23 protein-coding genes are annotated in these 22,212 nt (G+C 34.5%); 3 read left to right on the top strand and 20 right to left on the bottom strand.

The window, feature by feature from the left end; all coding sequences use genetic code 11:
* Nucleotides 1-3: 3 nt before the first annotated feature.
* From nuoK to aspS, 13 genes are all read right to left on the bottom strand, one after another.
* The gene (nuoK, locus tag ACM55G_RS03290) at nt 4-324 is read right to left on the bottom strand and encodes an NADH-quinone oxidoreductase subunit NuoK (protein ID WP_066079401.1); all 321 of its coding nucleotides are present in this window, start codon (nt 322-324) and stop codon (nt 4-6) included.
* Nucleotide 325: 1 nt separating this feature from the next.
* A complete protein-coding gene (locus ACM55G_RS03285; RefSeq protein ID WP_379851656.1) occupies nt 326-838 on the bottom strand; it encodes an NADH-quinone oxidoreductase subunit J family protein in 513 nt (170 codons plus the stop codon).
* Nucleotides 838-1,383: a NuoI/complex I 23 kDa subunit family protein gene (locus ACM55G_RS03280; RefSeq protein WP_416842478.1), complete on the bottom strand. Its 546-nt coding sequence runs from the start codon at nt 1,381-1,383 to the stop codon at nt 838-840. Before ACM55G_RS03280 ends, ACM55G_RS03285 begins: the two co-directional genes overlap by 1 nt.
* Before the next feature lie 115 nt (nt 1,384-1,498).
* Nucleotides 1,499-2,551, bottom strand: a complete 1,053-nt coding sequence (gene nuoH / locus ACM55G_RS03275) for an NADH-quinone oxidoreductase subunit NuoH (RefSeq protein ID WP_379851658.1) — start codon at nt 2,549-2,551, stop codon at nt 1,499-1,501.
* Nucleotides 2,544-3,593, bottom strand: coding sequence for an NADH-quinone oxidoreductase subunit G (locus tag ACM55G_RS03270; protein WP_416842477.1), 1,050 nt, complete (start codon nt 3,591-3,593; stop codon nt 2,544-2,546). The genes nuoH and ACM55G_RS03270 overlap by 8 nt, the downstream gene beginning before the upstream one ends.
* Before the next feature lie 18 nt (nt 3,594-3,611).
* Nucleotides 3,612-4,979: an NADH-quinone oxidoreductase subunit NuoF gene (gene nuoF / locus ACM55G_RS03265; RefSeq protein WP_416842476.1), complete on the bottom strand. Its 1,368-nt coding sequence runs from the start codon at nt 4,977-4,979 to the stop codon at nt 3,612-3,614.
* 1 nt (nt 4,980) lies between these two features.
* Nucleotides 4,981-5,511 (bottom strand): complex I 24 kDa subunit family protein, encoded by a 531-nt coding sequence (locus ACM55G_RS03260; protein WP_416842475.1) that lies wholly within the window; start codon nt 5,509-5,511, stop codon nt 4,981-4,983.
* Between the two features lie 49 nt (nt 5,512-5,560).
* On the bottom strand, nt 5,561-6,799 hold the full coding sequence (locus tag ACM55G_RS03255) for an NADH-quinone oxidoreductase subunit D (RefSeq protein ID WP_416842474.1): 1,239 nt from the start codon (nt 6,797-6,799) through the stop codon (nt 5,561-5,563).
* Between the two features lie 35 nt (nt 6,800-6,834).
* A complete protein-coding gene (locus tag ACM55G_RS03250) occupies nt 6,835-7,356 on the bottom strand; it encodes an NADH-quinone oxidoreductase subunit C (RefSeq protein WP_416842473.1) in 522 nt (173 codons plus the stop codon).
* A 3-nt stretch (nt 7,357-7,359) separates the two neighbouring features.
* Nucleotides 7,360-7,908 carry an NADH-quinone oxidoreductase subunit B gene (locus ACM55G_RS03245; protein ID WP_035668744.1) on the bottom strand — a complete coding sequence of 183 codons (549 nt, stop codon included), beginning with the start codon at nt 7,906-7,908 and terminating at the stop codon, nt 7,360-7,362.
* A gap of 86 nt (nt 7,909-7,994) precedes the next feature.
* Nucleotides 7,995-8,360 carry an NADH-quinone oxidoreductase subunit A gene (locus ACM55G_RS03240; protein ID WP_416842472.1) on the bottom strand — a complete coding sequence of 122 codons (366 nt, stop codon included), beginning with the start codon at nt 8,358-8,360 and terminating at the stop codon, nt 7,995-7,997.
* A gap of 288 nt (nt 8,361-8,648) precedes the next feature.
* A complete protein-coding gene (locus ACM55G_RS03235; RefSeq protein ID WP_007137066.1) occupies nt 8,649-8,843 on the bottom strand; it encodes a cold-shock protein in 195 nt (64 codons plus the stop codon).
* 126 nt (nt 8,844-8,969) lie between these two features.
* Nucleotides 8,970-10,721, bottom strand: coding sequence for an aspartate--tRNA ligase (aspS, locus tag ACM55G_RS03230; protein ID WP_416842471.1), 1,752 nt, complete (start codon nt 10,719-10,721; stop codon nt 8,970-8,972).
* Nucleotides 10,722-10,955: 234 nt separating this feature from the next.
* On the opposite strand from aspS, the gene ACM55G_RS03225 reads away from it, so the two are divergent.
* Nucleotides 10,956-11,321, top strand: coding sequence for a toxin-antitoxin system YwqK family antitoxin (locus ACM55G_RS03225; protein ID WP_416842470.1), 366 nt, complete (start codon nt 10,956-10,958; stop codon nt 11,319-11,321).
* 77 nt (nt 11,322-11,398) lie between these two features.
* Here the strand turns inward: ACM55G_RS03225 and ACM55G_RS03220 are convergent, their stop codons facing one another.
* The 7 genes from ACM55G_RS03220 to ACM55G_RS03190 all read right to left on the bottom strand — a co-directional run bounded on the left by ACM55G_RS03220 (nt 11,399) and on the right by ACM55G_RS03190 (nt 18,635).
* Entirely contained in the window at nt 11,399-11,644 is a 246-nt protein-coding gene (locus tag ACM55G_RS03220; RefSeq protein WP_416842777.1) for an NrtR DNA-binding winged helix domain-containing protein, read from the bottom strand.
* Between the two features lie 157 nt (nt 11,645-11,801).
* Complete coding sequence (locus ACM55G_RS03215) at nt 11,802-12,038, bottom strand: NUDIX domain-containing protein (RefSeq protein ID WP_416842469.1); 237 nt, start codon at nt 12,036-12,038, stop codon at nt 11,802-11,804.
* Nucleotides 12,039-12,226: 188 nt separating this feature from the next.
* Nucleotides 12,227-13,912 (bottom strand): sodium/sugar symporter, encoded by a 1,686-nt coding sequence (locus ACM55G_RS03210; protein WP_416842468.1) that lies wholly within the window; start codon nt 13,910-13,912, stop codon nt 12,227-12,229.
* Between the two features lie 387 nt (nt 13,913-14,299).
* Nucleotides 14,300-15,319 carry a UDP-glucose 4-epimerase GalE gene (galE, locus tag ACM55G_RS03205; protein WP_416842467.1) on the bottom strand — a complete coding sequence of 340 codons (1,020 nt, stop codon included), beginning with the start codon at nt 15,317-15,319 and terminating at the stop codon, nt 14,300-14,302.
* The gene (locus tag ACM55G_RS03200) at nt 15,316-16,368 is read right to left on the bottom strand and encodes a UDP-glucose--hexose-1-phosphate uridylyltransferase (RefSeq protein WP_416842466.1); all 1,053 of its coding nucleotides are present in this window, start codon (nt 16,366-16,368) and stop codon (nt 15,316-15,318) included. The genes galE and ACM55G_RS03200 overlap by 4 nt, the downstream gene beginning before the upstream one ends.
* A 1-nt stretch (nt 16,369) precedes the next feature.
* Complete coding sequence (gene galK / locus ACM55G_RS03195; protein ID WP_416842465.1) at nt 16,370-17,539, bottom strand: galactokinase; 1,170 nt, start codon at nt 17,537-17,539, stop codon at nt 16,370-16,372.
* A gap of 70 nt (nt 17,540-17,609) precedes the next feature.
* Nucleotides 17,610-18,635 carry an aldose epimerase family protein gene (locus tag ACM55G_RS03190; protein ID WP_416842464.1) on the bottom strand — a complete coding sequence of 342 codons (1,026 nt, stop codon included), beginning with the start codon at nt 18,633-18,635 and terminating at the stop codon, nt 17,610-17,612.
* Nucleotides 18,636-18,763: 128 nt separating this feature from the next.
* Here ACM55G_RS03190 and ACM55G_RS03185 point away from each other — a divergent pair, with 128 nt between their 5' ends.
* Both ACM55G_RS03185 and ACM55G_RS03180 read left to right on the top strand, forming a co-directional pair.
* Complete coding sequence (locus tag ACM55G_RS03185) at nt 18,764-19,762, top strand: GntR family transcriptional regulator (protein WP_416842463.1); 999 nt, start codon at nt 18,764-18,766, stop codon at nt 19,760-19,762.
* Nucleotides 19,763-20,151: 389 nt separating this feature from the next.
* Nucleotides 20,152-22,191, top strand: coding sequence for a transketolase family protein (locus ACM55G_RS03180; protein WP_416842462.1), 2,040 nt, complete (start codon nt 20,152-20,154; stop codon nt 22,189-22,191).
* Nucleotides 22,192-22,212: the final 21 nt, after the last annotated feature.

Here is a 22,212-nt window from a genome sequence, read left to right as displayed (position 1 = left end):
CATTTATCCTTTTAAGTTTTTTAAATTATCAATAGTAATTGAGCCTAGATTTCTAAAAATAGAAACTAGAATTGCCAATCCTACCGCAACCTCTGCCGCAGCAACAGCCATCGAGAAAAACACAAAAACTTGTCCTTGCGCATCTTGATGATAAGTCGAAAATGCTACAAACAATAAATTTACTGCATTCAGCATAATTTCAATTGACATAAATACGATAATGGCATTTCGTCTGTACAATACTCCAAAAACGCCAATACAAAAAAGTATTACGCTTAGGAATATATAATTTTCAATACCAATGTGGTTTAAAATATTGTTCATCTTATTTTTGCAATTTTTCTTTTTTAGACAATAACACCGTTCCAATCATAGCAACCAAAAGTAATATCGATGCAAATTCAAAAGGAACCATATATTCATTTAGTAATATTTTACCTAATACTTTTATAGACTGAAAATCTTCTCCTGTAGAAACGTACTCTCCAACAATTGGTTTTGAATTTATAAAAATTAAAATCAGAACAACGCATATTAAACAAAAAGAAACTATAGCGCCTAATCTTGTTATCCTAGGCCTATGAACTTCTTTTTGCTCATTTAAATTCATCAACATGATGGTGAATAAAAATAAAATCATAATCGCTCCCGAATACACAATAATGTGAACAATTGCCAGAAACTGCGCATTCAATAATAGATAATGACCTGCAATCGAAAAGAAACAAATCACTAAATAAATAGCACTGTGAATTGGATTTCTGCTAAAAATCGTCAAAAATGCCGTTGACAAAGTTATCGCTGATAAAACACAAAAAATTATAAGTATCGTAGACATTAGTTAGTGTTTTTAAGTTGAGCATTTTTCATTGCCATTTCCAACGGCATGACCAATTTGTCTTTTCCAAAGATAAAATCTTCTCTTTCATAACTCGAAGGAACCAATACTTTAGAAGTCGTCAGGTAAATGGCGTCTTTCGGACAAGCCTCCTCACACAATCCACAAAAAATACAACGCAACATATTAATCTCATATATCGACGCATATTTTTCTTCTCTGTACAAATGTTTTTCATCTGCTCTGCGCTCCTCCGCTTTCATCGTAATGGCTTCCGCAGGACACGATAACGCACACAAACCACAAGCCGTACAATTCTCACGACCTTCCTCATCGCGTTTCAACATGTGCTGGCCACGATAAACAGGGCTCCTTTCACGTACCTGCTCCGGGTATTGAATCGTTACTTTTCTGGTGAATAAATGCTGAATCGTAATTATCAAACCTTTGACAATCGCAATAAGATACATTCTTTCCCAAAAAGTCATCTCCTTGTTAGAGACCTGCTTTTTTCTTCCCGATAAGGATATACTTTCTATTGACATTTTTTATTTTTATTTGAAGCTTAATCCTGCTCTTCGTTTCAATCTTTATTGTTTTTAAAGAAAAACAAATAAAGGATTTCCACTGCTATCAGGGCTAGGGCTTTTTCGGTACTAATTAAAATCCTAAATAAGTAGCAATTTCTACTCGCAAAATTACAATTCCGGTGATGATGATATTAATGATTGCCAATGGAATTAATATCCTCCAACCCAAATGCATCAGTTGATCGTATCTAAATCTTGGAATAGTCCAGCGAACCCACATATAGAAAAAGATAAATCCACATAATTTGATAAACAAAGCGCCAAATCCTAAAACATTCGCAATATTTACCCCCCAATTTTCAACAACCCAACTCATTCCAGGATAATTATAGCCTCCAAAGAATAAAACCGCCAAAATCGTAGAGGAAATAAACATATTCGCATATTCAGCAAATAAATAAAAACCCATTTTCATCGATGAATATTCCGTATGGTATCCTCCAATAAGTTCTGTTTCGCATTCCGCTAAGTCAAAAGGAGTTCTGTTTGATTCTGCAAAAGCACAAATTAAAAATATAATAAAAGACAACGGTTGGTAAAACACATTCCAATTCATTCCTGCTTGCTGTTCAGATATCTCTCTTAAACTCAACGTTCCGGTCATCATCAACAAAGCAATCATCGAAAGCCCCATCGCAACTTCATAAGACACCATTTGTGAAGCAGCACGAACCGCACCAATCAGAGAGAACTTATTATTAGATGCCCAACCCCCAATCATAATACCATAAACACCCACTGAAACAACCCCAAAAAAGTATAACAATCCAATGTTTAAATCAGTTGCCTGCAATAAAATATCTCTTCCAAATAAATGCAGCCTGTCTCCCCAAGGAATTACGGCACTCGTCATTAAAGCGGTACTCATTGCAATTGCCGGACCTACAAAAAACAAAAATCTGTTTGGTGTATTAGGTTCAAATTCTTCTTTTGAGAATAGTTTTAAACCATCAGCAAGCGGTTGTAACAATCCGAAAGGACCCGCTCTGTTTGGTCCAACACGATCTTGAAGCCAAGCGGCCACTTTACGTTCTGCCCAAGTGGAATACATTGCCATCAACATTGTCAAAGCAAAAACTGCAACAATAATGACACTTTTTTCTATGATAATAGTACTATCCATTATTACCCAAGCTTTTTTGATTAATAATGTCTTCTTCGGTCAATGGAATTTCGGCCATGCTTATTTTCTTACGGTCTTCTTCTCTACCTAAAAGAATATGATCTTCGGTAGCGATTTCCACTTTTTGTAATTTTCTGTTGTATTTATTTTGGTTAATCACCGAATCTTTTTCAAATGCTCTCGGTCCTTCAATAGTCCAATCTGTAATCTCTTTGTGATCAAAACGACATCCATTACAAATAAATTCATCTACTTCATGGTACTCATCTTTTCTTCCGGTAACACGTTGGATTTCGTCACCAAACATCCAAACGGTAGTTTTTCCAGAACAAGTAGGGCAATCTCTGTGTGCATCATAAGGTTTACTGAACCAAACTCTAGATTTAAATCGAAACGTTTTGTCTGTTAAAGCACCTACAGGACACACGTCAATCATATTTCCGGAGAATTCATTATCAACTGCTTTTGAGATACAAGTCGAAATATTAGAATGATCTCCTCTATCCATTACTCCATGTACACGATCGTCAGTCAATTGATCCGCCACCATTACGCAACGGTAACATAGAATACAACGGTTCATGTGCAATTGAATATTTGGACCTATATTTTCGGGCTCAAATGTTCTTTTTTCTTCGATAAAACGACTTTCTGATTTCCCGTGCTCAAAGCTTAAATTTTGCAAATCACATTCTCCTGCCTGGTCACAAACCGGACAATCTAAAGGGTGATTGATCAATAAAAACTCTGTTACTGATTTTCTGGCTTCGGTTACTCTTGGTGAAGATTTACTGTTCACTTCCATTCCATCCATACAACCGGTGACACAAGATGCCATTAATTTAGGCATTGGTCTTGGATCAGCTTCACTTCCTTTGGCAACTTCCACTAAACAACAACGGCATTTTCCACCGCTTCCTTTTAGTTTAGAATAATAGCACATTGCCGGCGGAACTACTTCTCCACCTATCATACGTGCTGCCTGCAGGATTGTTGTTCCTGGTTCTACTTCTATGCTTTGACCGTCTATGGTTACTTTCATTTTCTGAAATTCTTGACTTTATACGATTACTTTAGAAACTAAATGCTTTACTTTTTCAAAAGGTTCAGCAACAAAATGGTCTCTATTTTTTATTTTTTCCGGGAAACGAATGTGGTATTCAAATTCTTCTCTAAAGTGACGAATTGCCGCTGCCACTGGCCAAGCCGCCGCATCACCTAATGGACAAATGGTATTTCCTTCAATTTTACTTTGAATGCTCAACAGCAAATCGATATCTTCTTCCCGACCGTGACCATTTTCTATTCGGTGCAATACTTTTTCCATCCAGCCTGTTCCTTCCCGACAAGGGGAACATTGTCCACAACTTTCATGGTGATAAAAACGGGAGAAATTCCAAGTATTACGGACGATGCAAGCAGTATCATTATAAACAATAAAGCCACCCGATCCTAACATAGAACCAGTTGCAAATCCACCTTCACTTAACGATTCGTATGACATCAAACGATCTTCGCCAGCGGCAGTTTTGTAAATTAAATGGGCAGGTAAAACGGGAACAGAACTTCCTCCCGGTACAAAAGCTTTTAAAGGTCTATCAGAACTCATTCCGCCTAAATATTCATCAGAATTCATGAATTCATAAACACTTAAACCCATTTCAATTTCGTAAACACCCGGATTTTTTATATGTCCTGAAGCCGAAATCAATTTGGTTCCTGTAGAACGTCCAATACCAATTTTGGCATATTCCGCACCTGAATTATTAACAATCCAAGGCACTGCGGCGATCGTCTCTACGTTATTTACAACCGTTGGATTTGCCCAAAGTCCTGAAATAGCAGGAAATGGTGGCTTTATGCGAGGATTTCCTCTTTTACCTTCCAACGATTCAATCAAAGCAGTTTCCTCACCACAAATATAAGCTCCAGCACCACAATGAACATAAAGTTCTAAATCGTATCCTGACCCTAATATATTTTTACCCAAAAATCCAGCAGCTTTTGCTTCGTTAATGGCTCTTTCTAATATTTTATACACCCACATGTATTCGCCACGAATGTAGATGTAAGAAAGGTTTGCACCCAAAGCATAACTCGATGTAATCATTCCCTCAATCAATAAATGAGGAATAAATTCCATCAAATACCGGTCTTTGAAAGTTCCTGGTTCTGATTCATCCGCATTACAAACTAAATGTCTTGGTTTTCCTGATTTTTTATCAATAAAACTCCATTTCATTCCTGCGGGGAATCCTGCTCCACCACGACCACGCAATCCTGAAGTTTTTACTTCTTCGACCACTTCATCCGGTGTTAATGTTTTTATGGCTTTTTCTACTGAAGCATAACCCCCGTTTTGACGGTACACTTCGTAGGTTTTAATTCCAGGGATATTTATTTTATCTAATAATATTTTTTGTGACATATTATTTATCGTGTAATAGTATTGTATCGTTTTTGCAATCCGCAATTAATTGATCGATTTTTGCTGCAGTCAAATGTTCTTTGTAAAAATCGCCTAACTGCATCATCGGAGCGTATCCGCAAGCCCCTAAACACTCAACACCTCTAACTTCGAACAAACCATCCGCAGTGGGTTCACCCACTTTTACACCTAATTTCTCACAGGTGTAATCCATTAAATCCTCGACTCCATTCAAACAACACGGAGACGTTTGACAAAATTCGAACATGTATTTTCCAACTGGTCTTTGGTTGTACATCGTATAAAACGAAACTACTTCGTAAACCTCAATCGGCTTGATCAAAAGGATTTCGGCTACTTTATTCATTAATTCAATACTCAACCAATTTTCGTGAGCATCTTGAACTTCATGTAAAACAGGCAATAATGCCGATTTTCTTTTGTCTTCAGGATAATGACTAATCAATTCATTGATGCGAGTCATCAATGCTGAAGTCATATTTATTTCTTGTTTGTGATAAGTTCTTTCCATTTTTTTTAAATCTGAAATCTAAAATCGTTAATCAACAATCTGATATCTTTTATGCGTCTAACTCTCCGGCAATAACATTTAAACTTGACAAAATAACAATTGCGTCCGATAGTAATGCCCCTTTAATCATTTCTGGATACGCTTGATAGTAAATAAAGCAAGGTCTACGGAAATGCAATCTATAAGGCGTTCTGCTTCCGTCAGTAACTAAATAAAAACCTAATTCACCGTTTCCGCCTTCTACAGGATGGTATATTTCAGCAACTGGAACAGGAATTTCACCCATTACAATTTTGAAATGATAGATCAATGATTCCATATTTGTATAAACATCTTCTTTTGGAGGAAGGTAATAATCCGGAACATCTGCATGAAACTCATTTCCTTCTGGCATTTTTGCCAATGCTTGACGAATAATACTCAAACTTTCCCAAACTTCAGCGTTACGAACACAGAAACGGTCATACGTATCTCCTGATTTTCCAACAGGTATAATAAAATCGAAATCTTCATAAGAAGAATACGGTTGCGCTACACGCACATCATAATCTACCCCCGCAGCACGTAAATTTGGACCTGTAAATCCATAAGCCATAGCTTGTTCAGCCGTAATAGCACCAACGTTTACCGTTCTGTCAATAAAAATTCTATTTCTTTCGAATAAATTTTCAAACTCTTTCCAAGCGGCTGGAAATTCCTCTAAAAACACATCTAATTTTCTAAAAGCTTCTGGTGACCAATCTCTTTCGAAACCCCCAATTCTTCCCATATTCGTAGTCAAACGCGCTCCACAAATTTCTTCGTAGATTTCATAAACTTTTTCTCTAAATTGGAACACATATAAAAATCCGGTATAGGCTCCGGTATCTACACCAAGGATCGAATTACAGATGATATGATCCGTGATTCTAGCCAATTCCATTACAATTACTCTTAAATATTGTGCTCTTTTAGGAACTTCAATATCTAATAATTTCTCTAATGTCATCCACCAACCCATATTGTTTATAGGCGATGAACAATAGTTCATTCTATCAGTAAGAGGCGTGATTTGGTAAAAAGGACGATTTTCAGCAATTTTTTCGAAAGCTCTGTGAATGTAACCAATAGTTGGTTCCGCTTCAAGAATTCTTTCACCATCCATCAACAAGATATTTTGAAAAATACCGTGTGTAGCTGGGTGAGTAGGTCCTAAATTCAGTATAGAAAGCTCGCTTCCGTCTTCGTTTAGTTGCTCCTTTATTCTTTTAGCATAGCGATGCTCTGGTGGTAATAATAGTTCTGACATTTAGTTAATGTGAAAAATTATAATAGTGAGTATTTTTAATAATTGTCGGTTGTTCTTCCAAAGAAGCGGTCATCTTTATCAGTTCTTCCGCTATCTTCCATTGGGAATTCTTTTCGCATTGGAAAAGAAATCATTTCATCCATATTCAAAATACGTTTCAATTGTGGATGACCAATGAAGTTTATCCCATAAAAATCATACGTTTCTCTTTCCATCCAGTTTGAACTTAAGAAAATGTTTGAAATCGTTTTTATTTCTGGGTTTTCACCGCTAATAAATGCCTTGATTTTAATTCTTTTGTTTTCGTACCAATTATGCAGATGATAAACAACTGCAAATTGATGATCTACATCATTTTCAGGATAGTGAATCCCACACAGGTCAGTTAAAAAATGAAAACGTAATGTTGGGTCATTTTTCAAAAAAAGAATTACCGCCGTAATTTTATCGGAAGCGACTTCAAATGAAAATATATCTTTTTCCTGCTTGAATTCAAAAACAGCTGAATCAAATGTTTCAACTAATTTTTCTTGGATTTGTATTGTTTCTAGCGCCATTATTTATTTGATATTATAAGAAGCCAATAATTCTTGGTATTCCGGAGAACTTCTTCTTCTTACAGATTCGTTTCTTACTAATTCCTGCAATTTCATAACACCATCAACAATTTGCTCTGGTCTTGGCGGACAACCTGGAACATAGACATCAACCGGAATCACTTTATCAATCCCCTGTAAAACAGAATAAGTATCAAAAATTCCACCCGAACAAGCACAAGCACCTACAGCAATTACCCAACGAGGTTCTGACATTTGCTCATAAACCTGACGTAAAATAGGCGCCATTTTTTTTGAAATTGTTCCCATCACCATAAGCATATCCGCTTGACGAGGAGAAAAACTCACTCGCTCCGAACCAAAACGTGCTAAATCATAATGCGAAGCCATTGTAGCCATAAATTCAATCCCACAACAAGAAGTTGCAAAAGGCAAAGGCCATAATGAATTAGCGCGAGCCATTCCCACAACATCATTTAGTTTTGTAGCGAAGAAACCTTCCCCAACAACACCTTCAGGTGGCTCAACCATATTTATTTTAGAATCGCTCATTTTTTATTATTTTGAATTATAAAATTTAGATTAAAAATTAGAATGACACCATTTTAATTTTAGAATCCAGCTTTTAAAATAAATCTTTACTCCCACTCTAACGCTTTCTTTTTGATAATGTAGAAAAAACCTACCAAAAGCAAAAGCATAAAAATCACCATTTTAACCATCCCTTCCATTCCTAATTCTTTGAAATTAATTGCCCACGGATAAAGAAAAATCACCTCAACGTCAAACAAAACAAATAATATAGCAACAAGAAAATATTTAACTGAAAACGGAATTCTTGCGTTACCTACTGATTCGATACCGCATTCGAAGTTTTTATCTTTGATTTCAGAGTTACGTTTAGGCCCTAATTTTCCCGAAATGAATATTGTCCCTACTACAAAACCTACAGCTAAAATAAACTGCATTAAAATTGGAATATAACTTGATTGGTCGGATTGCATATTTATAGTTGTTTTTTAAGTAAAAATAAGGCACAAAGATAACTTTCAAATTATTAAATAACAATGAAAATTTAAAAATACATCACCACTATATCGTTGTAAATTTACAATTTTTATTAATTATAAATAAGAAAAAATTATATTACGAAGTGTTTAACGTTTAAATTTTGATAACCTTAAACAAAGGTGTATTATTTCAATAGTCAAAAGTATGAGACAAAAAAAAACGTTCCGAATAATCGGAACGCTTTAAACATTCGTAGGCAAAAAAAATTAATTTTTTTATGCTTAGATCACTGCTACTTTCGCAGCAACTTTTCCTTTTCTTCCTTCTTCTTCTTCATAGCTAACTCTGTCACCTTCGCGTAATTCTTCCGCGTTGATTCCTGATGCATGAACAAAAATGTCTTTTCCTGTTTCTTCGTCTGTAATGAATCCGTAACCTTTAGATTCATTGAAAAATTTAACTGTACCTGTACGCATTGTAATAGTAATAATAATTTATAATGGAGCAAATGTAATATTTAATATAATACGAAATGCTAACTTCTCTTTTTTTTTTGTAAAAATATTGATGTTCAACGTTTTCTAACAAATTTTAACGACAAACTACACTAAATTAATTTTTATATGCAGCTCTTTTAACTGTGATTCGTCAATTGCAGAGGGCGCATCTATCATAACATCTCTTCCTGAATTATTTTTTGGAAAAGCAATAAAGTCTCTAATAGTTTCCTGACCGCCTAAAATAGCCACTAATCTATCCAATCCAAAAGCTAAACCTCCATGTGGTGGTGCACCAAACTGGAACGCATCCATCAAGAATCCAAATTGTGCTTTCGCTTCTTCCTCGGTGAACCCTAAATATTTAAACATTAATTGTTGAGTTGCTTTATCGTGAATACGAATCGACCCACCGCCAATTTCATTTCCATTTAAAACCATGTCATACGCGTTAGCACGAACCTTTCCTGGGTTTGTTTCTAACAAATGCATGTCTTCTGGTTTAGGTGAAGTAAAAGGATGGTGCATCGCATGGTAACGACCGCTAGCTTCATCAAATTCCAACAAAGGAAAATCAACAACCCAAAGTGGTGCAAATTCAGCTGGCTTTCTCAAACCTAATCGTGTTGCTAATTCCATCCGCAAAGCACTTAATTGCCCACGCGTTTTATCAGCTGGTCCAGAAAGCACAAAAATCATATCTCCTGGTTGTGCCCCTGTAGTTTTTGCCCAATTGCTTAAATCATTTTGATCGTAAAATTTATCTACAGATGATTTATAAGTTCCGTCTTCGTTGCATTTTACATATACCATTCCTGACGCACCAACTTGAGGACGCTTTACCCAGTCAATTAACCCATCTATTTCCTTACGGGTATAATTCCCTACTCCGGGAACAGCAATGCCAACCACTAATTCCGCAGCATTAAAAACTGGGAATTCTTTGCTTTTCGCAACTTCATTCAACTCACCAAATTCCATTCCGAAACGAATGTCCGGTTTGTCATTTCCATAAGTTTTCATGGCATGTTCGTAGGTCATTCTTGGAAATTTATCTACTGCTACACCTTTTATTTCTTTCAATAAATGCCTTGTCAGTCCTTCGAAAATATTTAAAATATCTTCTTGTTCCACGAAAGCCATTTCACAATCAATTTGTGTAAATTCCGGTTGTCTGTCAGCTCGCAAATCTTCATCACGAAAACATTTCACGATTTGGAAATATTTATCCATACCACCTACCATCAACAACTGTTTAAAGGTTTGAGGCGATTGTGGTAAAGCGTAAAACTGCCCTTCATTCATTCGAGAAGGAACAACAAAATCTCTTGCTCCTTCTGGAGTAGACTTGATCAAATAAGGTGTTTCTACTTCACAAAAATCCAAATCAGAAAGATATTTCCGTACTTCCATCGCTACTTTATGACGAAAAAGCAAACTGTTTTTCACAGGATTTCTTCTAATGTCAAGGTAACGATATTTCATTCTAATATCTTCACCTCCATCGGTTTCATCTTCAATAGTAAAAGGAGGTGTTAGGGAAGCATTCAGAATATTCAGCTCAGTAACTAAAATTTCTATTTCGCCTGTAGGAATATTTTTGTTTTTTGCTTCACGCTCAATAACAGTTCCTTTTACCTGAACCACAAATTCCCGTCCTAAGGTTTTTGCTAATTCAAATACTTTTTTATCAGAACGACCTTCGTCGAAAATTAATTGCGTAATTCCATATCGGTCACGCAAATCTACCCAATTCATAAATCCCTTATCACGTGATTTCTGAACCCAACCGGCAAGCGTAACTTCTGTATTAATATGTGAGGCGTTCAATTCGCCGCAATTATGACTTCTATACATGATCTAAATTTTAGATTATTTCATCTGTTTGGCCTTTTGGCTCGGGTGCAAATTTAGGACTAATTATGAATAATGAATTCAGAATAATGAATTTTTACACTATTGTTTTCTCTACAATTTATTTTCCAATGTTAAGCTTTTACTCAATGTTACTAAATTGTTACCAAAAAGTTTTTTTAATGTAAAGTATTTGTTAATTTTGGTAAAGAAAAATAAAATATTAAAACTATAGATATGAAAAATTGTATTATTTTAGTTGCAATGTTGTTCTCAGGGATGATTTTTGCACAAGAATCAAAACCAGTATTGGAACCTTTTGGCAAAAAAGTTAGAGCAACTTACTTTTTTGAAAATGGCCAAGTGCAACAAGAAGGTTTTTTTGAAAATGGAAAACTAGAAGGTATTTGGGTTTCTTTTGATGAAAAAGGAAACAAAACTTCGTCTGGTGAATATACAAATGGAATAAAAACCGGCAAATGGTTTTTTTGGTCTGAAAAAGGCGACAATGGCTTTATTAATTTAAGTGAAGTTGATTATTCCAACAACAGAATAGCTTCTGTTAAAAACTGGAAACAAGAAGCAATAGTTAACATAGACTAAAGACTAATTCCTTACTTTATAAAAAAAGCTTTCGCCTAAAACGAAAGCTTTTTTAGTTTTCTATCTTCCCAAAAATATTATGCATTAATATATTGACTGGAAACAAAATTTAAAAAGGTTTTAAAACCAGCACTATATTTGTTTAAATTTACGGTGTAATAAAACGCCCCGTTTTTTGAATAGAGCATATTTTTATCTTCTAATTTTTCCAACAATTTTGTAAATAACAATTTCCTATTGAAATTTCCTTTATCAAATTCCATATTGTAAACGGCCTTGTAAAAGCTTTGTAATTGCGGCATAGTAAACTTATCCGGTAACAATTCAAACAATAAAGAAAGTAGGGTAGCCTTATAGCGCAATTTTTCCTTCGCCAACTCAACAATAGTAGAGTGATCAAAAATTAATTCGGGCAATCGATTAATACAAAACCAAGCAGGATGATAATCTTCATTGATTTGTTGATTGTATTTTGAACAATCAATTAAAGCAAAGAAACCACCGAAATAATTCGCTCCGCACCACCTCTTTTAATTGTTCCATATACAAGCCATCTAATCCGGCAAGCCCATTAAGTGCCCGAACCGCTGTTGCCTCGGCACTTTCATCATCTTCCAGAAACCCGCCTACTAAACTCCATTCCCCTTTAAATAGCTCAAAACTCCTCTTTATAATCAACAATTTTAAATACTGACCATCAGAATATGATGCAATCAACTGCAAATGAAAAATTATTTTCTTTTAAACTCCCTATAATACCAATTAAATTTCATTCAAACCCCTTTAAAATCAAAAACCCTCTAGTTAAACATTTCAATTGATAATTACAAACTGAAAAGCTTAACTAAACGGCATTGATCTGATTACAACAGTAATCAAAAAACTAATTCTTTTTTAAAACAATTTTACCAAAACTTAGCATACAAAGCAAAGATAATCAATAGTGTTATTACTATCAATACTGTTGTTTGAGGTTTTACCTTAAACATTTCGGAATCTAATTCGAATGCTTTAGGATTTACTTTTGGACCTGCAAAACTTATTGCAATCATAAGAAGCATGGTAAACATAAATGACAATCCCATACAGATATGAAACGGGATTTCATATCCACCTTTACCATTTGTGTAAGCTGTGTAAAGCAATGTTTCACTACCAAATAAAGCTGGTGCAAATTCATTAAATAAAACAGACAATAAAAAACCGGCTATAACTCCTACCATTGCTGCAGTACCCGTAGTCCTTTTCCAAAACATACCAAGGAAAAACATAGCAAATACTCCTGGACTAATAAAACCTGTATATTTTTGAATGTAAGTAAAACCACCCACACCACCAATACCTAATAAATCATTCCAAGTAAATAGAACAGCGAGAACCATTGCTCCAAAAATAGCATATCTTCCTATGTTTACCTGAGCTCTATCAGTTGCATCTTTTTGAATGTATTTTTTATGTACATCCAACGTATAAATAGTGGAAATACTATTGACTTTACCAGCTAACGAAGCTACAATCGCCGCAGTTAAAGCTGCTACAGACAGTCCTTTTAGACCGGTTGGCAAGAAAGTTAACACTGCAGAGTAAGCACCATCTTTTCCTCCTACCAACTGAGGTAAATGTCCATTTTCGTATAAAACGTAAGCTGCGATACCTGGTAACATAACAATAAGCGGCATTAATAATTTTAAAATACCTGCAAACAAAATACCTGTACGGGCAGTTTGTAAATCAGCTCCCAATGCCCTTTGAGTAATGTATTGGTTACAACCCCAATAATTAAGATTAATAATCCAAATACCCGCCAAATAAGACAACATTCCAGGGAAAGTAAGGTATTTATTGATATCATTTTGAGATGAAGTCGCAGTTGGTTTGGGAATAATCATTTTGAAATGCTCAGGTGCTTCTCTCATCAATACTTTGAAACCTGCAATTGCATTTTCGCCAACTCCAAAATATTGTCCAACCGTAGTCAAAGCGATATAAGAAGTAACTAGTCCACCGATTATTAAAACTGCCACCTGAATTACATCAGTATAAGCAACGACTTTCATTCCTCCTAAAGAGATCAACAAAGCAAAAACGGCAAGGCCAATCATAATAATATGTAAGTATTCACCTCCGGCTAATCCGTTAATGGCTACAGCTCCTAGATATAGGATAGAAGTCAAGTTTACAAATACATACAGGAATAACCAAAAAACAGCCATAATTAAAGCAGTTGATTCATTGTACCTTGTTTTTAAAAATTGAGGCATCGTATAAATCTTGTTTTTTAAATAAACAGGAATAAACCAAACGGCCACAATAATTAAAGCAATAGCAGCAACCCATTCGTAAGCAGCAACAGCAATTCCTAAAAAGAATCCTTCACCACTCATTCCAATAAACTGTTCTGCGGAAATATTAGAAGCAATCAAAGAAGCTCCAATCGCCCACCAAGTCAATGTTCCTTCGGCCAAAAAGTAAGCTTTGGCATCGTGTTCATTTTTTTCACGTTTGCGATAAATAGTATAGCCATAAGTGGATACCACAATAAAATAGATAATAAAAACTGCGTAATCCGCAAAAGCAAGGTTCTGGTTCATGAGTAATTTGTTTTTTAGAAAATTAATATAAATAAATGAAAGTATTATTGTGGGTTATTTCTTTTTTAATGATTAATTGAACTGTTTTTATATTTGCTTTATATTTATCGCTGTTCAACATCGTACGCCTAATATTATTATAAATTACATAATTGATTGTAAATTACGATATGTGTTTTAATTTTATAATTTTTTTATGAATTGCGAAAGTCAAAAGTAAAATAAAAAATTATATATACATCATTTACAAATGTGTTTTTTACATTTATTATTAAATAAGTTAAATTATAAAACTAATGTATTAACTCGCTAATTTATAGCGCTCTTTTACAACTATTTTTAGTTATCAATTAATTTTATCAGGTATAATAGCTTTCTAGTATTAAACTAATTATTATTTCTAACTTTTTGTTCCCATTTCCAGGCACTTGCCATCCCTTCTTCCAGAGTCGACTTTGTTTTCCATCCGAGAACGTTATTCGCTTTGTCGGTATTGGCGTAAGCCGAAACAACATCACCTTCCCTTCTAGCAACAATTTTGTATGGCAATTTTTGTCCGCTTACTTTTTCGAAAGCTTTAATTACTTCCAACACAGAACTTCCCGTACCAGTTCCAAGATTAAAAGTCTCTATTTTAGCTAAATTCTTTTTGTTTAATAATCTTTGTAAAGCAATAACATGCGCTTTTGCTATATCAACAACATGAATATAATCCCGTACACAAGTTCCATCAGGTGTTGGGTAATCAGCTCCGTAAACGGATAATTCTTTTCGCAATCCAATTCCTGTTTGGGTAATAAAGGGCACCAAATTTTGTGGTACTCCAATAGGCAATTCCCCAATTTCCGTCGAAGGATGAGAGCCGATAGGATTAAAATAGCGCAATAGAATTGCGTTTATAGCACTTACTTTAGCAACATCAGTTATAATTTCTTCGCCAATTTGTTTGGTATTTCCATAAGGCGACATCGCAGGCTGAATTGGTGCTGATTCATTAATAGGCATTGTATCGGCTTGACCATAAACAGTACAAGACGAACTAAAAATAAAATGAGCCTCTGGTTTTTGTTGCAATTCCTGAAGCAAATAGATTAAAGTATTAATATTGTTTTCATAGTACAATAAGGGCTTCTCGACACTTTCACCAACCGCTTTAGAAGCCGCAAAATGAATTACACCGGTCACATCAGCATGTCGTTTGAAAAAATCCTGAACCGCTGTTTTCTCTCTCAAATCCAACTTTTCAAAAATGGGCATTTTACCTGTTATAGCAACTATTCCTTTTAAAACTGCTTCTGACGAATTAGAAAGATTATCGATAATTACAACTTCAAAACCTTCATTTTGCAATTCAACAACAGTATGTGAACCAATAAAACCTAAACCACCCGTAACTAGTATTTTCATATTTTACTTTTATAATGAACATCTGACTGTTCTTTTAATACTGTAGCACTTTTTTCTGGAGTAATATCTCTTTGAGACTCGCCCATCATTTCGTAACCTACCATGAATTTTTTTACAGTTGCAGAACGCAACAAAGGCGGATAAAAATGCATGTGAAATTGCCATTCCGGGTGTGATTCTCCATCAGTTGGCGATTGATGAATCCCTGACGAATATGGAAATGACGTTTCAAAAAGATTGTCATATTTTGTAGTCAATTGTTTTAAAATCGTCGCAAAAGCAGTTGTTTCCGCCACAGTAAAATCGGTTATTTTTCCAAAATGACGCTTGCTGATTATCATCGTTTCATAAGGCCAGATTGCCCAAAAAGGAACCAATGCCACAAAATGATCATTTTCACTTACAATACGTTCGTTTAGCTTCAATTCTTCTTTCAAATAATCCTGTAAAAGATTGCTTTGATGTTTATCATAATAGTCTTTCAGATTATTTTGTGTTTTCTCCACTTCGGTTGGCAAGGACGATTGTGCCCAGATTTGCCCATGTGGATGCGGGTTACTGCAACCCATCACGCTTCCTTTGTTTTCAAAAATCTGAACGTGATTAATGTAATCAACATGACCTAAATCTGTATATTCTTTTTGCCAGGTCTGAATGATGTTTTCAATGGCAACAACTGGCATTTCGGGCAATGTCAAATTGTGTTTTGGAGAAAAACAAACCACTCGGGAGATTCCTCTTTCTGGCTGTGCTTTAAAAAAACTTTCGTTTTTGTTTTCTTCAAATGCAATTTCTTCTTGCTTCAAAGCAGCAAAATCATTTTCAAAAACAAAAGCGTTTTCATACGCTGGATTTACCTCGCCATTCGCTCGAACATTCCCTGGACACAAATAACAAGTCGGGTCGTATTCTGGCAATCTATCTGATGTAACGGTTTCGTTTTGACCTTGCCAAGGCCTTTTTGAACGGTGCGGAGAAACCAAAACCCATTCATTGATTAACGGATTATAGCGTCTGTGCGGATCTTCGTTGATGTCGAAATTTTTCATTCTAATTATTGTTATAAAGTGATGTTCCGTTACCAATTTTAACATCATAAATTTTTAATTCTATCCCAAAAGTATCAAAATAAAGTGCCGAAAGTTTGTTTTTAACCCTCTCTTCATGCCCTTTTTTTATTAAGTTGATTGTACAACCACCAAAACCACCGCCCATTAGTCGGGAACCAACTACAGCGTCTTCTTTTTTAAGCGTATCAACAATCATATCTAATTCGGCGCAACTTACTTCATAATCAACTGATAATCCTTCGTGTGTTTCGAACATCAATTGGCCTAAAATTTCGATATCACCGTTATCTAAAGCTTTACATGCTTGAACAACACGATTGATTTCTTTTACAACAAAAAGGCTTCTCTTGAACACTGCAGCGCTCATTTTGTCTTTCAAACTATTCACTTGATTTTCGGTGCAATCTCTAAAACTATTGATTTTTGGATAATTCTTTTTTATGATCGCGATACCTTCTTCACATTGCTCTCTTCTTTCATTATAAGCCGATGTCATTAATGAATGTTTTACATTCGAATCGAATAAAATCAAAGAATAATCACTGAAATTAGCATCATGGTATTCATATTCCAAGGTTCTGCAATCAATTTTTATCACTTTATTTTCTTGTCCCATAACACTCGAAAACTGGTCCATTATCCCACAATTGATGCCAACCCAATGCTCCGCTTTTTGTCCCATTAACGCGATATCAATTGGCTTTATATTCAAATTAAAAAGCTCATTAATTCCAAACAGAAAACCACATTCTAAAGCTGCAGAAGATGACAAACCAGAACCCACGGGAATATTACTGCTAAAAACACAGTTAAAGCCTTCGAAATCAAAGCCATTTATTTTCATTTGATTAATGACGCCACGAATATAATTAGTCCAAACATTATCCGTCAATTCCATTGAAGCCGTAACGTCTATTTCAAATTCATCGTCAAGATCTATCGCAATTATTCTTGATGTATTCGAATTACTTTTTTCGAAAGCAAAACAAATAATTCTGTCAATTGCTGCCGGCAAAACATATCCATCGTTGTAATCTATATGTTCCCCAATTATATTAATTCTTCCTGGAGAAAGCACAATTTTTTGTGGTTCAGTACCAAATGTTTCTTGAAAAAAAGAAGTCGTTTTTGTAATTAAAATATCATTCATTGTTTAGAAATTGTAAATGTTCCTTTTTGCAATCTATCGGAACTTGATGTTATTTTTATTAGTTTTTTTATCAAAAAGATTGAAACTTATAAATCGTTTTGTGATTATAGGTCTCCTCTTTTTTCAAAACGGAACTTGGAAAATGTTGATGATTCGGCGCGTCAGGAAAATTTTGTGTTTCAAAACAAATCCCGCTCAACGAATGATAATCCACATTTTCTTTCCCTTTTATAATATTGAAACAATTACCGCCAACATATATGTGAACTCCTTTTTGATTCGTATAAACCGTCATTTTTAGATTATTCTTTTTATTGAAAAGTGAAATCGCAAATTCATTTTCTTTTTCCAGAACAAACGTCGTATCAATTTTTGAAGGACATTTTTTTGGTTTACTAAAATCAAAAGAAGAGTTGGCAGTGTTTATGAACCCTCCAGTTGGAATATTCTCATTTGTTGTCTCCAATATTTTTTCTGAATTTACAATCATTTCCTGTTCTGAGATATCGGATTCCTGACCATCAAGATTAAAATAATTGTGATGCGCTAAATTCACAATGGTATCCTGAGTAGTATTTGCTTTGTATTCAATAATCAGTTCGTTTTCCTCCGATAAAGTATAAGTTACCGCAACTGATAAATCTCCTGGATAATTCTCTTCATTATTAGGACTAAAATACGATAACGTTATGGATGGGTCTATACCTTCATTTACATTCTCGGCGTTCCAAATTTTTTGGCTAAATCCTGTATTTCCACCATGTAACGAATGATAATTATTGTTTTTATTTAAATGGAATCTTTTTCCGTTCAAACTAAAAGCACCATCCTTTATTCTTCCTGCAAACCTACCAACTGTTGCCCCAAGATAAGGAGGACTGTCTAAATCAAATGATTTTATATATGCCTCCAAAGTATCAAAGCCTAAAACGACATCAACAATTTCACCGTTTTTTAATGGCATTTTCAATGATGTGATGGTAGCACCATAAGTGACAACCTTCAATTGCATTCCATTTTTGTTCCTTAATTCATACGAATCAACAGCTCCGCCATCAACCATGAACCCAAACAATTCCATTACAGATTCAGTCATAAAATGTGATATGTATTTTATTTTGATTATTTTTTTATGAAATATGAAAAACCAAAATTAAAATAATTATCTACACTAACATACCAGTACCTACCAGTTTTTGATATATTTGCAAAAATCTTTCCTTTATGAAAATCATAACCGTTCAAAATAATCAAGGTATACCAAAATACAAGCAAATCATTTCTTCCATTGAAAAGACTATAGAAGAAGGTTATTTAAAAAAAGATGAAAAACTACCCTCTATAAACAAAGTTTGTCTCGAATTTTCATTATCCAGAGATACTGTTTTACAAGCCTATGACGAGTTAAAAAAAAGAGGAATAATCTACGCTATCCTTGGTAAAGGATACTATATAAAAAGTACGGAAGTCAGAATAAAACAACGAATATTTTTACTTTTTGAAGAACTAAATATCTTCAAGGAAGACCTTTATAATTCCTTTTTAGAAAACATTGGAAAAGACGTTCAGGTAGATATTTTCTTTCATCATTTTAATATTCAAGTTTTCCGAAAACTAATAAATGACAGCAATGGCAGCTACACAAAATATATTATAATGCCTACCAATTTAGTTGAAGCCGCTTCAATTATAAAAACCCTACCAGTAAATGAAGTAATCATATTAGACCAAACCAATTCCGAATTAAAAGACTATCCTGCTATTTACCAGAATCATAAAAAAGATATTTATAACGGGTTACTCAAAGGGAAATCTAAATTAAGTAACTATGAAAAATTGATTATGATTTTTCCAGGATTCAGGGAACCATTAGGCATGAAAATGGGCTTTGATAATTTTTGCAAAGACTACGCTTTCAATTATGAAGTTATAACTGAATTTAAGAATCGGGAAATAAAAAAAGGCGAAGTGTATATCATTCCGAGCGACAGGGATTTAGTTCTTGTAATCGAAAAAGCAAAACTTCAAAACCTAAAACTAGGCAGTGATTTTGGCATTATTTCCTATAATGAAAGTCCATTAAAAAAAATTGTAGAAAATGGAATAACTACAATTTCAACAAATTTTGTAGCCATGGGAAAAATTTTAGCTGAGATGATTTTGAAAGCAAAAAAAGAACAAATAGAAAACAAGAGTGCCTTGCTTATTCGGAATTCCCTATAAAACAATTCCCTTATTAGCATTTATAAATACCATTTTTTATTGGCAAAAAAAATGTGGTTCTTATTAAAAAAATAAGAAAAATAATTTATTTGTTATTGTATAATAAATTTATATACATTTGCAAATGTAATTTTTACACTTATTATTAATTCCTACTTTAAACCCAAAAAAAAGAGCTTTTTATTTGACCAACTTAAAAATGAATGGCAACAAATAATCAAACACAACAACACTTTTTCAAAGCTATCAGCATATTTAATCTCGACCCAACTATTTCAGAGCTAACCATTTTGAAAATAATTCAGAGACTTTACAATTTGTATGTTGGAATGAATACGATTAAAACGACATGTATTTTTTTAATTACAAGAAACTATTATAATTAAATTATGAATAAAAAAATTGACCAATTAGCATCCAATAATATAAGAGCACTTGCCATTTCGATGGTAGAAAAAGCAAAGTCAGGACATCCTGGAGGTGCGATGGGCGGTGCGGATTTCATGCACATTTTGTACTCTGAATATCTGAATTTTGATCCTACAGAAATGGATTGGACTTTTAGAGATCGTTTCTTTATGGATGCGGGACATTTATCCGCATTAATGTATTCACAATATTATTTATTGGGTAATTATAAAAAAAAAGACCTTCAAAATTTTAGACAATGGGGTTCTGTTACACCAGGTCATCCAGAAGTAGATGTACTCAGAGGTATCGAGAATACTTCAGGTCCTCTTGGACAGGGACATGCTATGGGTGTGGGAGCGGCAATTGCAGCTAAATTTTTAGACGCAAGATTTAAAGGACTCTTCAATCACAAAATATACGGTTACATAACTGACGGTGGCGTTCAAGAAGAAATTTCTCAGGGAGTAGGAAGAATCGCGGGACATTTAGGATTGAATAATTTTATTATGTTTTATGATTCTAATGATGTACAACTTTCTTCCATGACGGATGAAGTTACTTCTGAAGATACTTCAATGAAGTACGAAGCTTGGGGATGGAATGTCATAACTATAGATGGTCATGACCATGCACAAATCAGGAAAGCGCTGCATGAGGCTCATGAAGAATCCGAAAAACCCACTTTGATAATTGGAAAAACAATTATGGGAAAAGGCACTGTTACTGCAACCGGCGATATGTATGAAGGTGAATGTGAATTGCACGGAAAACCAATTGGTGAAACCAAAGCAGATTACACAAAAACACTTATCAATCTAAATGCTAATCCTGAAAATCCATTTGCCATTTTTGAAGAAGTTGAAACGCATTATTCCAAAATACTAACAATAAAAGGGGAGAAATCAGCCTATAAAAAATTGCAAATTGCAACTTGGAGGAAAGAGAATACAGAACTATCTCAAAAGATGGATTTGTTTTTATCTGGAAAACTCCCCGAATTAGATTTAAGCAGTGTTATCCAAAAACCTAACGCAGCCACAAGAGATGCTTCTTCAGCAGTACTTGCGTATTTAGCAGAAAACGTGGAAAACATAATTGTTTCATCGGCAGATTTGTCTAACAGTGATAAAACAGATGGATTCCTAAAAAAATCATCCATATTGCAAAAAAATGATTTCAGTGGAGCCTTCTTACAAGCTGGAGTTGCAGAACTGACCATGACAGCTATTGCTAATGGAATTGCACTTCATGGAGGTGTTATTACTGTAGTGGCAACGTTTTTTGTATTTTCCGATTATATGAAACCTGCCATTAGATTAGCCGCAATTCAGGAACTACCTGTAAAATATGTTTGGACACACGATTCCTTCCGAGTGGGTGAAGACGGGCCTACGCACCAACCTATTGAACAGGAAGCACAAATCCGATTAATGGAAAAAATAAAAAACCATTCTGGAGACCAAAGTTTATTGGCGCTACGCCCAGCCGATGCAATAGAGACTTCGGTTGCTTGGAACATGGCATTAAACAATACCAAAACACCAACAGGTCTGATTCTTTCCAGACAAAATATTAAAGACATTCCGGCGCAAGGAACGTCAAGATATAAAGAAGCAACTGAGGCTACAAAAGGAGGTTATTTAGTAAAATCCACGCAAAATCCTGACATTACCTTAATCGCAAATGGATCAGAAGTTGCCACACTTTTAGAAGCAGCCATTGTATTAGAAAAAGAAAAAAATCTAAAAATAAACGTAGTTTCCATTATATCCGAAGGCTTATTCAAACAACAATCAAAAGCATACCAAGACAGTATTATTCCAAAGGGAAAATTGGTATTTGGACTTACAGCCGGACTTCCGGTGAATCTTGAAGGCTTGATTGGCGATAGTGGAAAAGTGATTGGATTGGATCATTTTGGCTATTCCGCTCCAGCAAATGTATTGGATGAAAAGTTCGGATTTACAAGTGAACACGCCTGCGACGAAATCCTCAGATATATTGAGGAAAGTAAATAAATAACCAAAAAACTAAACAAT

Source organism: Flavobacterium algoriphilum (assembly GCF_048158655.1).
Lineage (GTDB): Bacteria > Bacteroidota > Bacteroidia > Flavobacteriales > Flavobacteriaceae > Flavobacterium > Flavobacterium algoriphilum.
This window is presented reverse-complemented; position numbering and strand designations above follow the sequence as displayed.

Coding starts and splice junctions, on each gene's coding strand:
- nuoK (WP_066079401.1), bottom strand. CDS start 324: ATGAACAATATTTTAAACCACATTGGTATTGAAAATTATATATTCCTA.
- ACM55G_RS03285 (WP_379851656.1), bottom strand. CDS start 838: ATGTCTACGATACTTATAATTTTTTGTGTTTTATCAGCGATAACTTTG.
- ACM55G_RS03280 (WP_416842478.1), bottom strand. CDS start 1,383: ATGTCAATAGAAAGTATATCCTTATCGGGAAGAAAAAAGCAGGTCTCT.
- nuoH (WP_379851658.1), bottom strand. CDS start 2,551: ATGGATAGTACTATTATCATAGAAAAAAGTGTCATTATTGTTGCAGTT.
- ACM55G_RS03270 (WP_416842477.1), bottom strand. CDS start 3,593: ATGAAAGTAACCATAGACGGTCAAAGCATAGAAGTAGAACCAGGAACA.
- nuoF (WP_416842476.1), bottom strand. CDS start 4,979: ATGTCACAAAAAATATTATTAGATAAAATAAATATCCCTGGAATTAAA.
- ACM55G_RS03260 (WP_416842475.1), bottom strand. CDS start 5,511: ATGGAAAGAACTTATCACAAACAAGAAATAAATATGACTTCAGCATTG.
- ACM55G_RS03255 (WP_416842474.1), bottom strand. CDS start 6,799: ATGTCAGAACTATTATTACCACCAGAGCATCGCTATGCTAAAAGAATA.
- ACM55G_RS03250 (WP_416842473.1), bottom strand. CDS start 7,356: ATGGCGCTAGAAACAATACAAATCCAAGAAAAATTAGTTGAAACATTT.
- ACM55G_RS03245 (WP_035668744.1), bottom strand. CDS start 7,908: ATGAGCGATTCTAAAATAAATATGGTTGAGCCACCTGAAGGTGTTGTT.
- ACM55G_RS03240 (WP_416842472.1), bottom strand. CDS start 8,360: ATGCAATCCGACCAATCAAGTTATATTCCAATTTTAATGCAGTTTATT.
- ACM55G_RS03235 (WP_007137066.1), bottom strand. CDS start 8,843: ATGCGTACAGGTACAGTTAAATTTTTCAATGAATCTAAAGGTTACGGA.
- aspS (WP_416842471.1), bottom strand. CDS start 10,721: ATGTATAGAAGTCATAATTGCGGCGAATTGAACGCCTCACATATTAAT.
- ACM55G_RS03225 (WP_416842470.1), top strand. CDS start 10,956: ATGAAAAATTGTATTATTTTAGTTGCAATGTTGTTCTCAGGGATGATT.
- ACM55G_RS03210 (WP_416842468.1), bottom strand. CDS start 13,912: ATGAACCAGAACCTTGCTTTTGCGGATTACGCAGTTTTTATTATCTAT.
- galE (WP_416842467.1), bottom strand. CDS start 15,319: ATGAAAATACTAGTTACGGGTGGTTTAGGTTTTATTGGTTCACATACT.
- ACM55G_RS03200 (WP_416842466.1), bottom strand. CDS start 16,368: ATGAAAAATTTCGACATCAACGAAGATCCGCACAGACGCTATAATCCG.
- galK (WP_416842465.1), bottom strand. CDS start 17,539: ATGAATGATATTTTAATTACAAAAACGACTTCTTTTTTTCAAGAAACA.
- ACM55G_RS03190 (WP_416842464.1), bottom strand. CDS start 18,635: ATGACTGAATCTGTAATGGAATTGTTTGGGTTCATGGTTGATGGCGGA.
- ACM55G_RS03185 (WP_416842463.1), top strand. CDS start 18,764: ATGAAAATCATAACCGTTCAAAATAATCAAGGTATACCAAAATACAAG.
- ACM55G_RS03180 (WP_416842462.1), top strand. CDS start 20,152: ATGAATAAAAAAATTGACCAATTAGCATCCAATAATATAAGAGCACTT.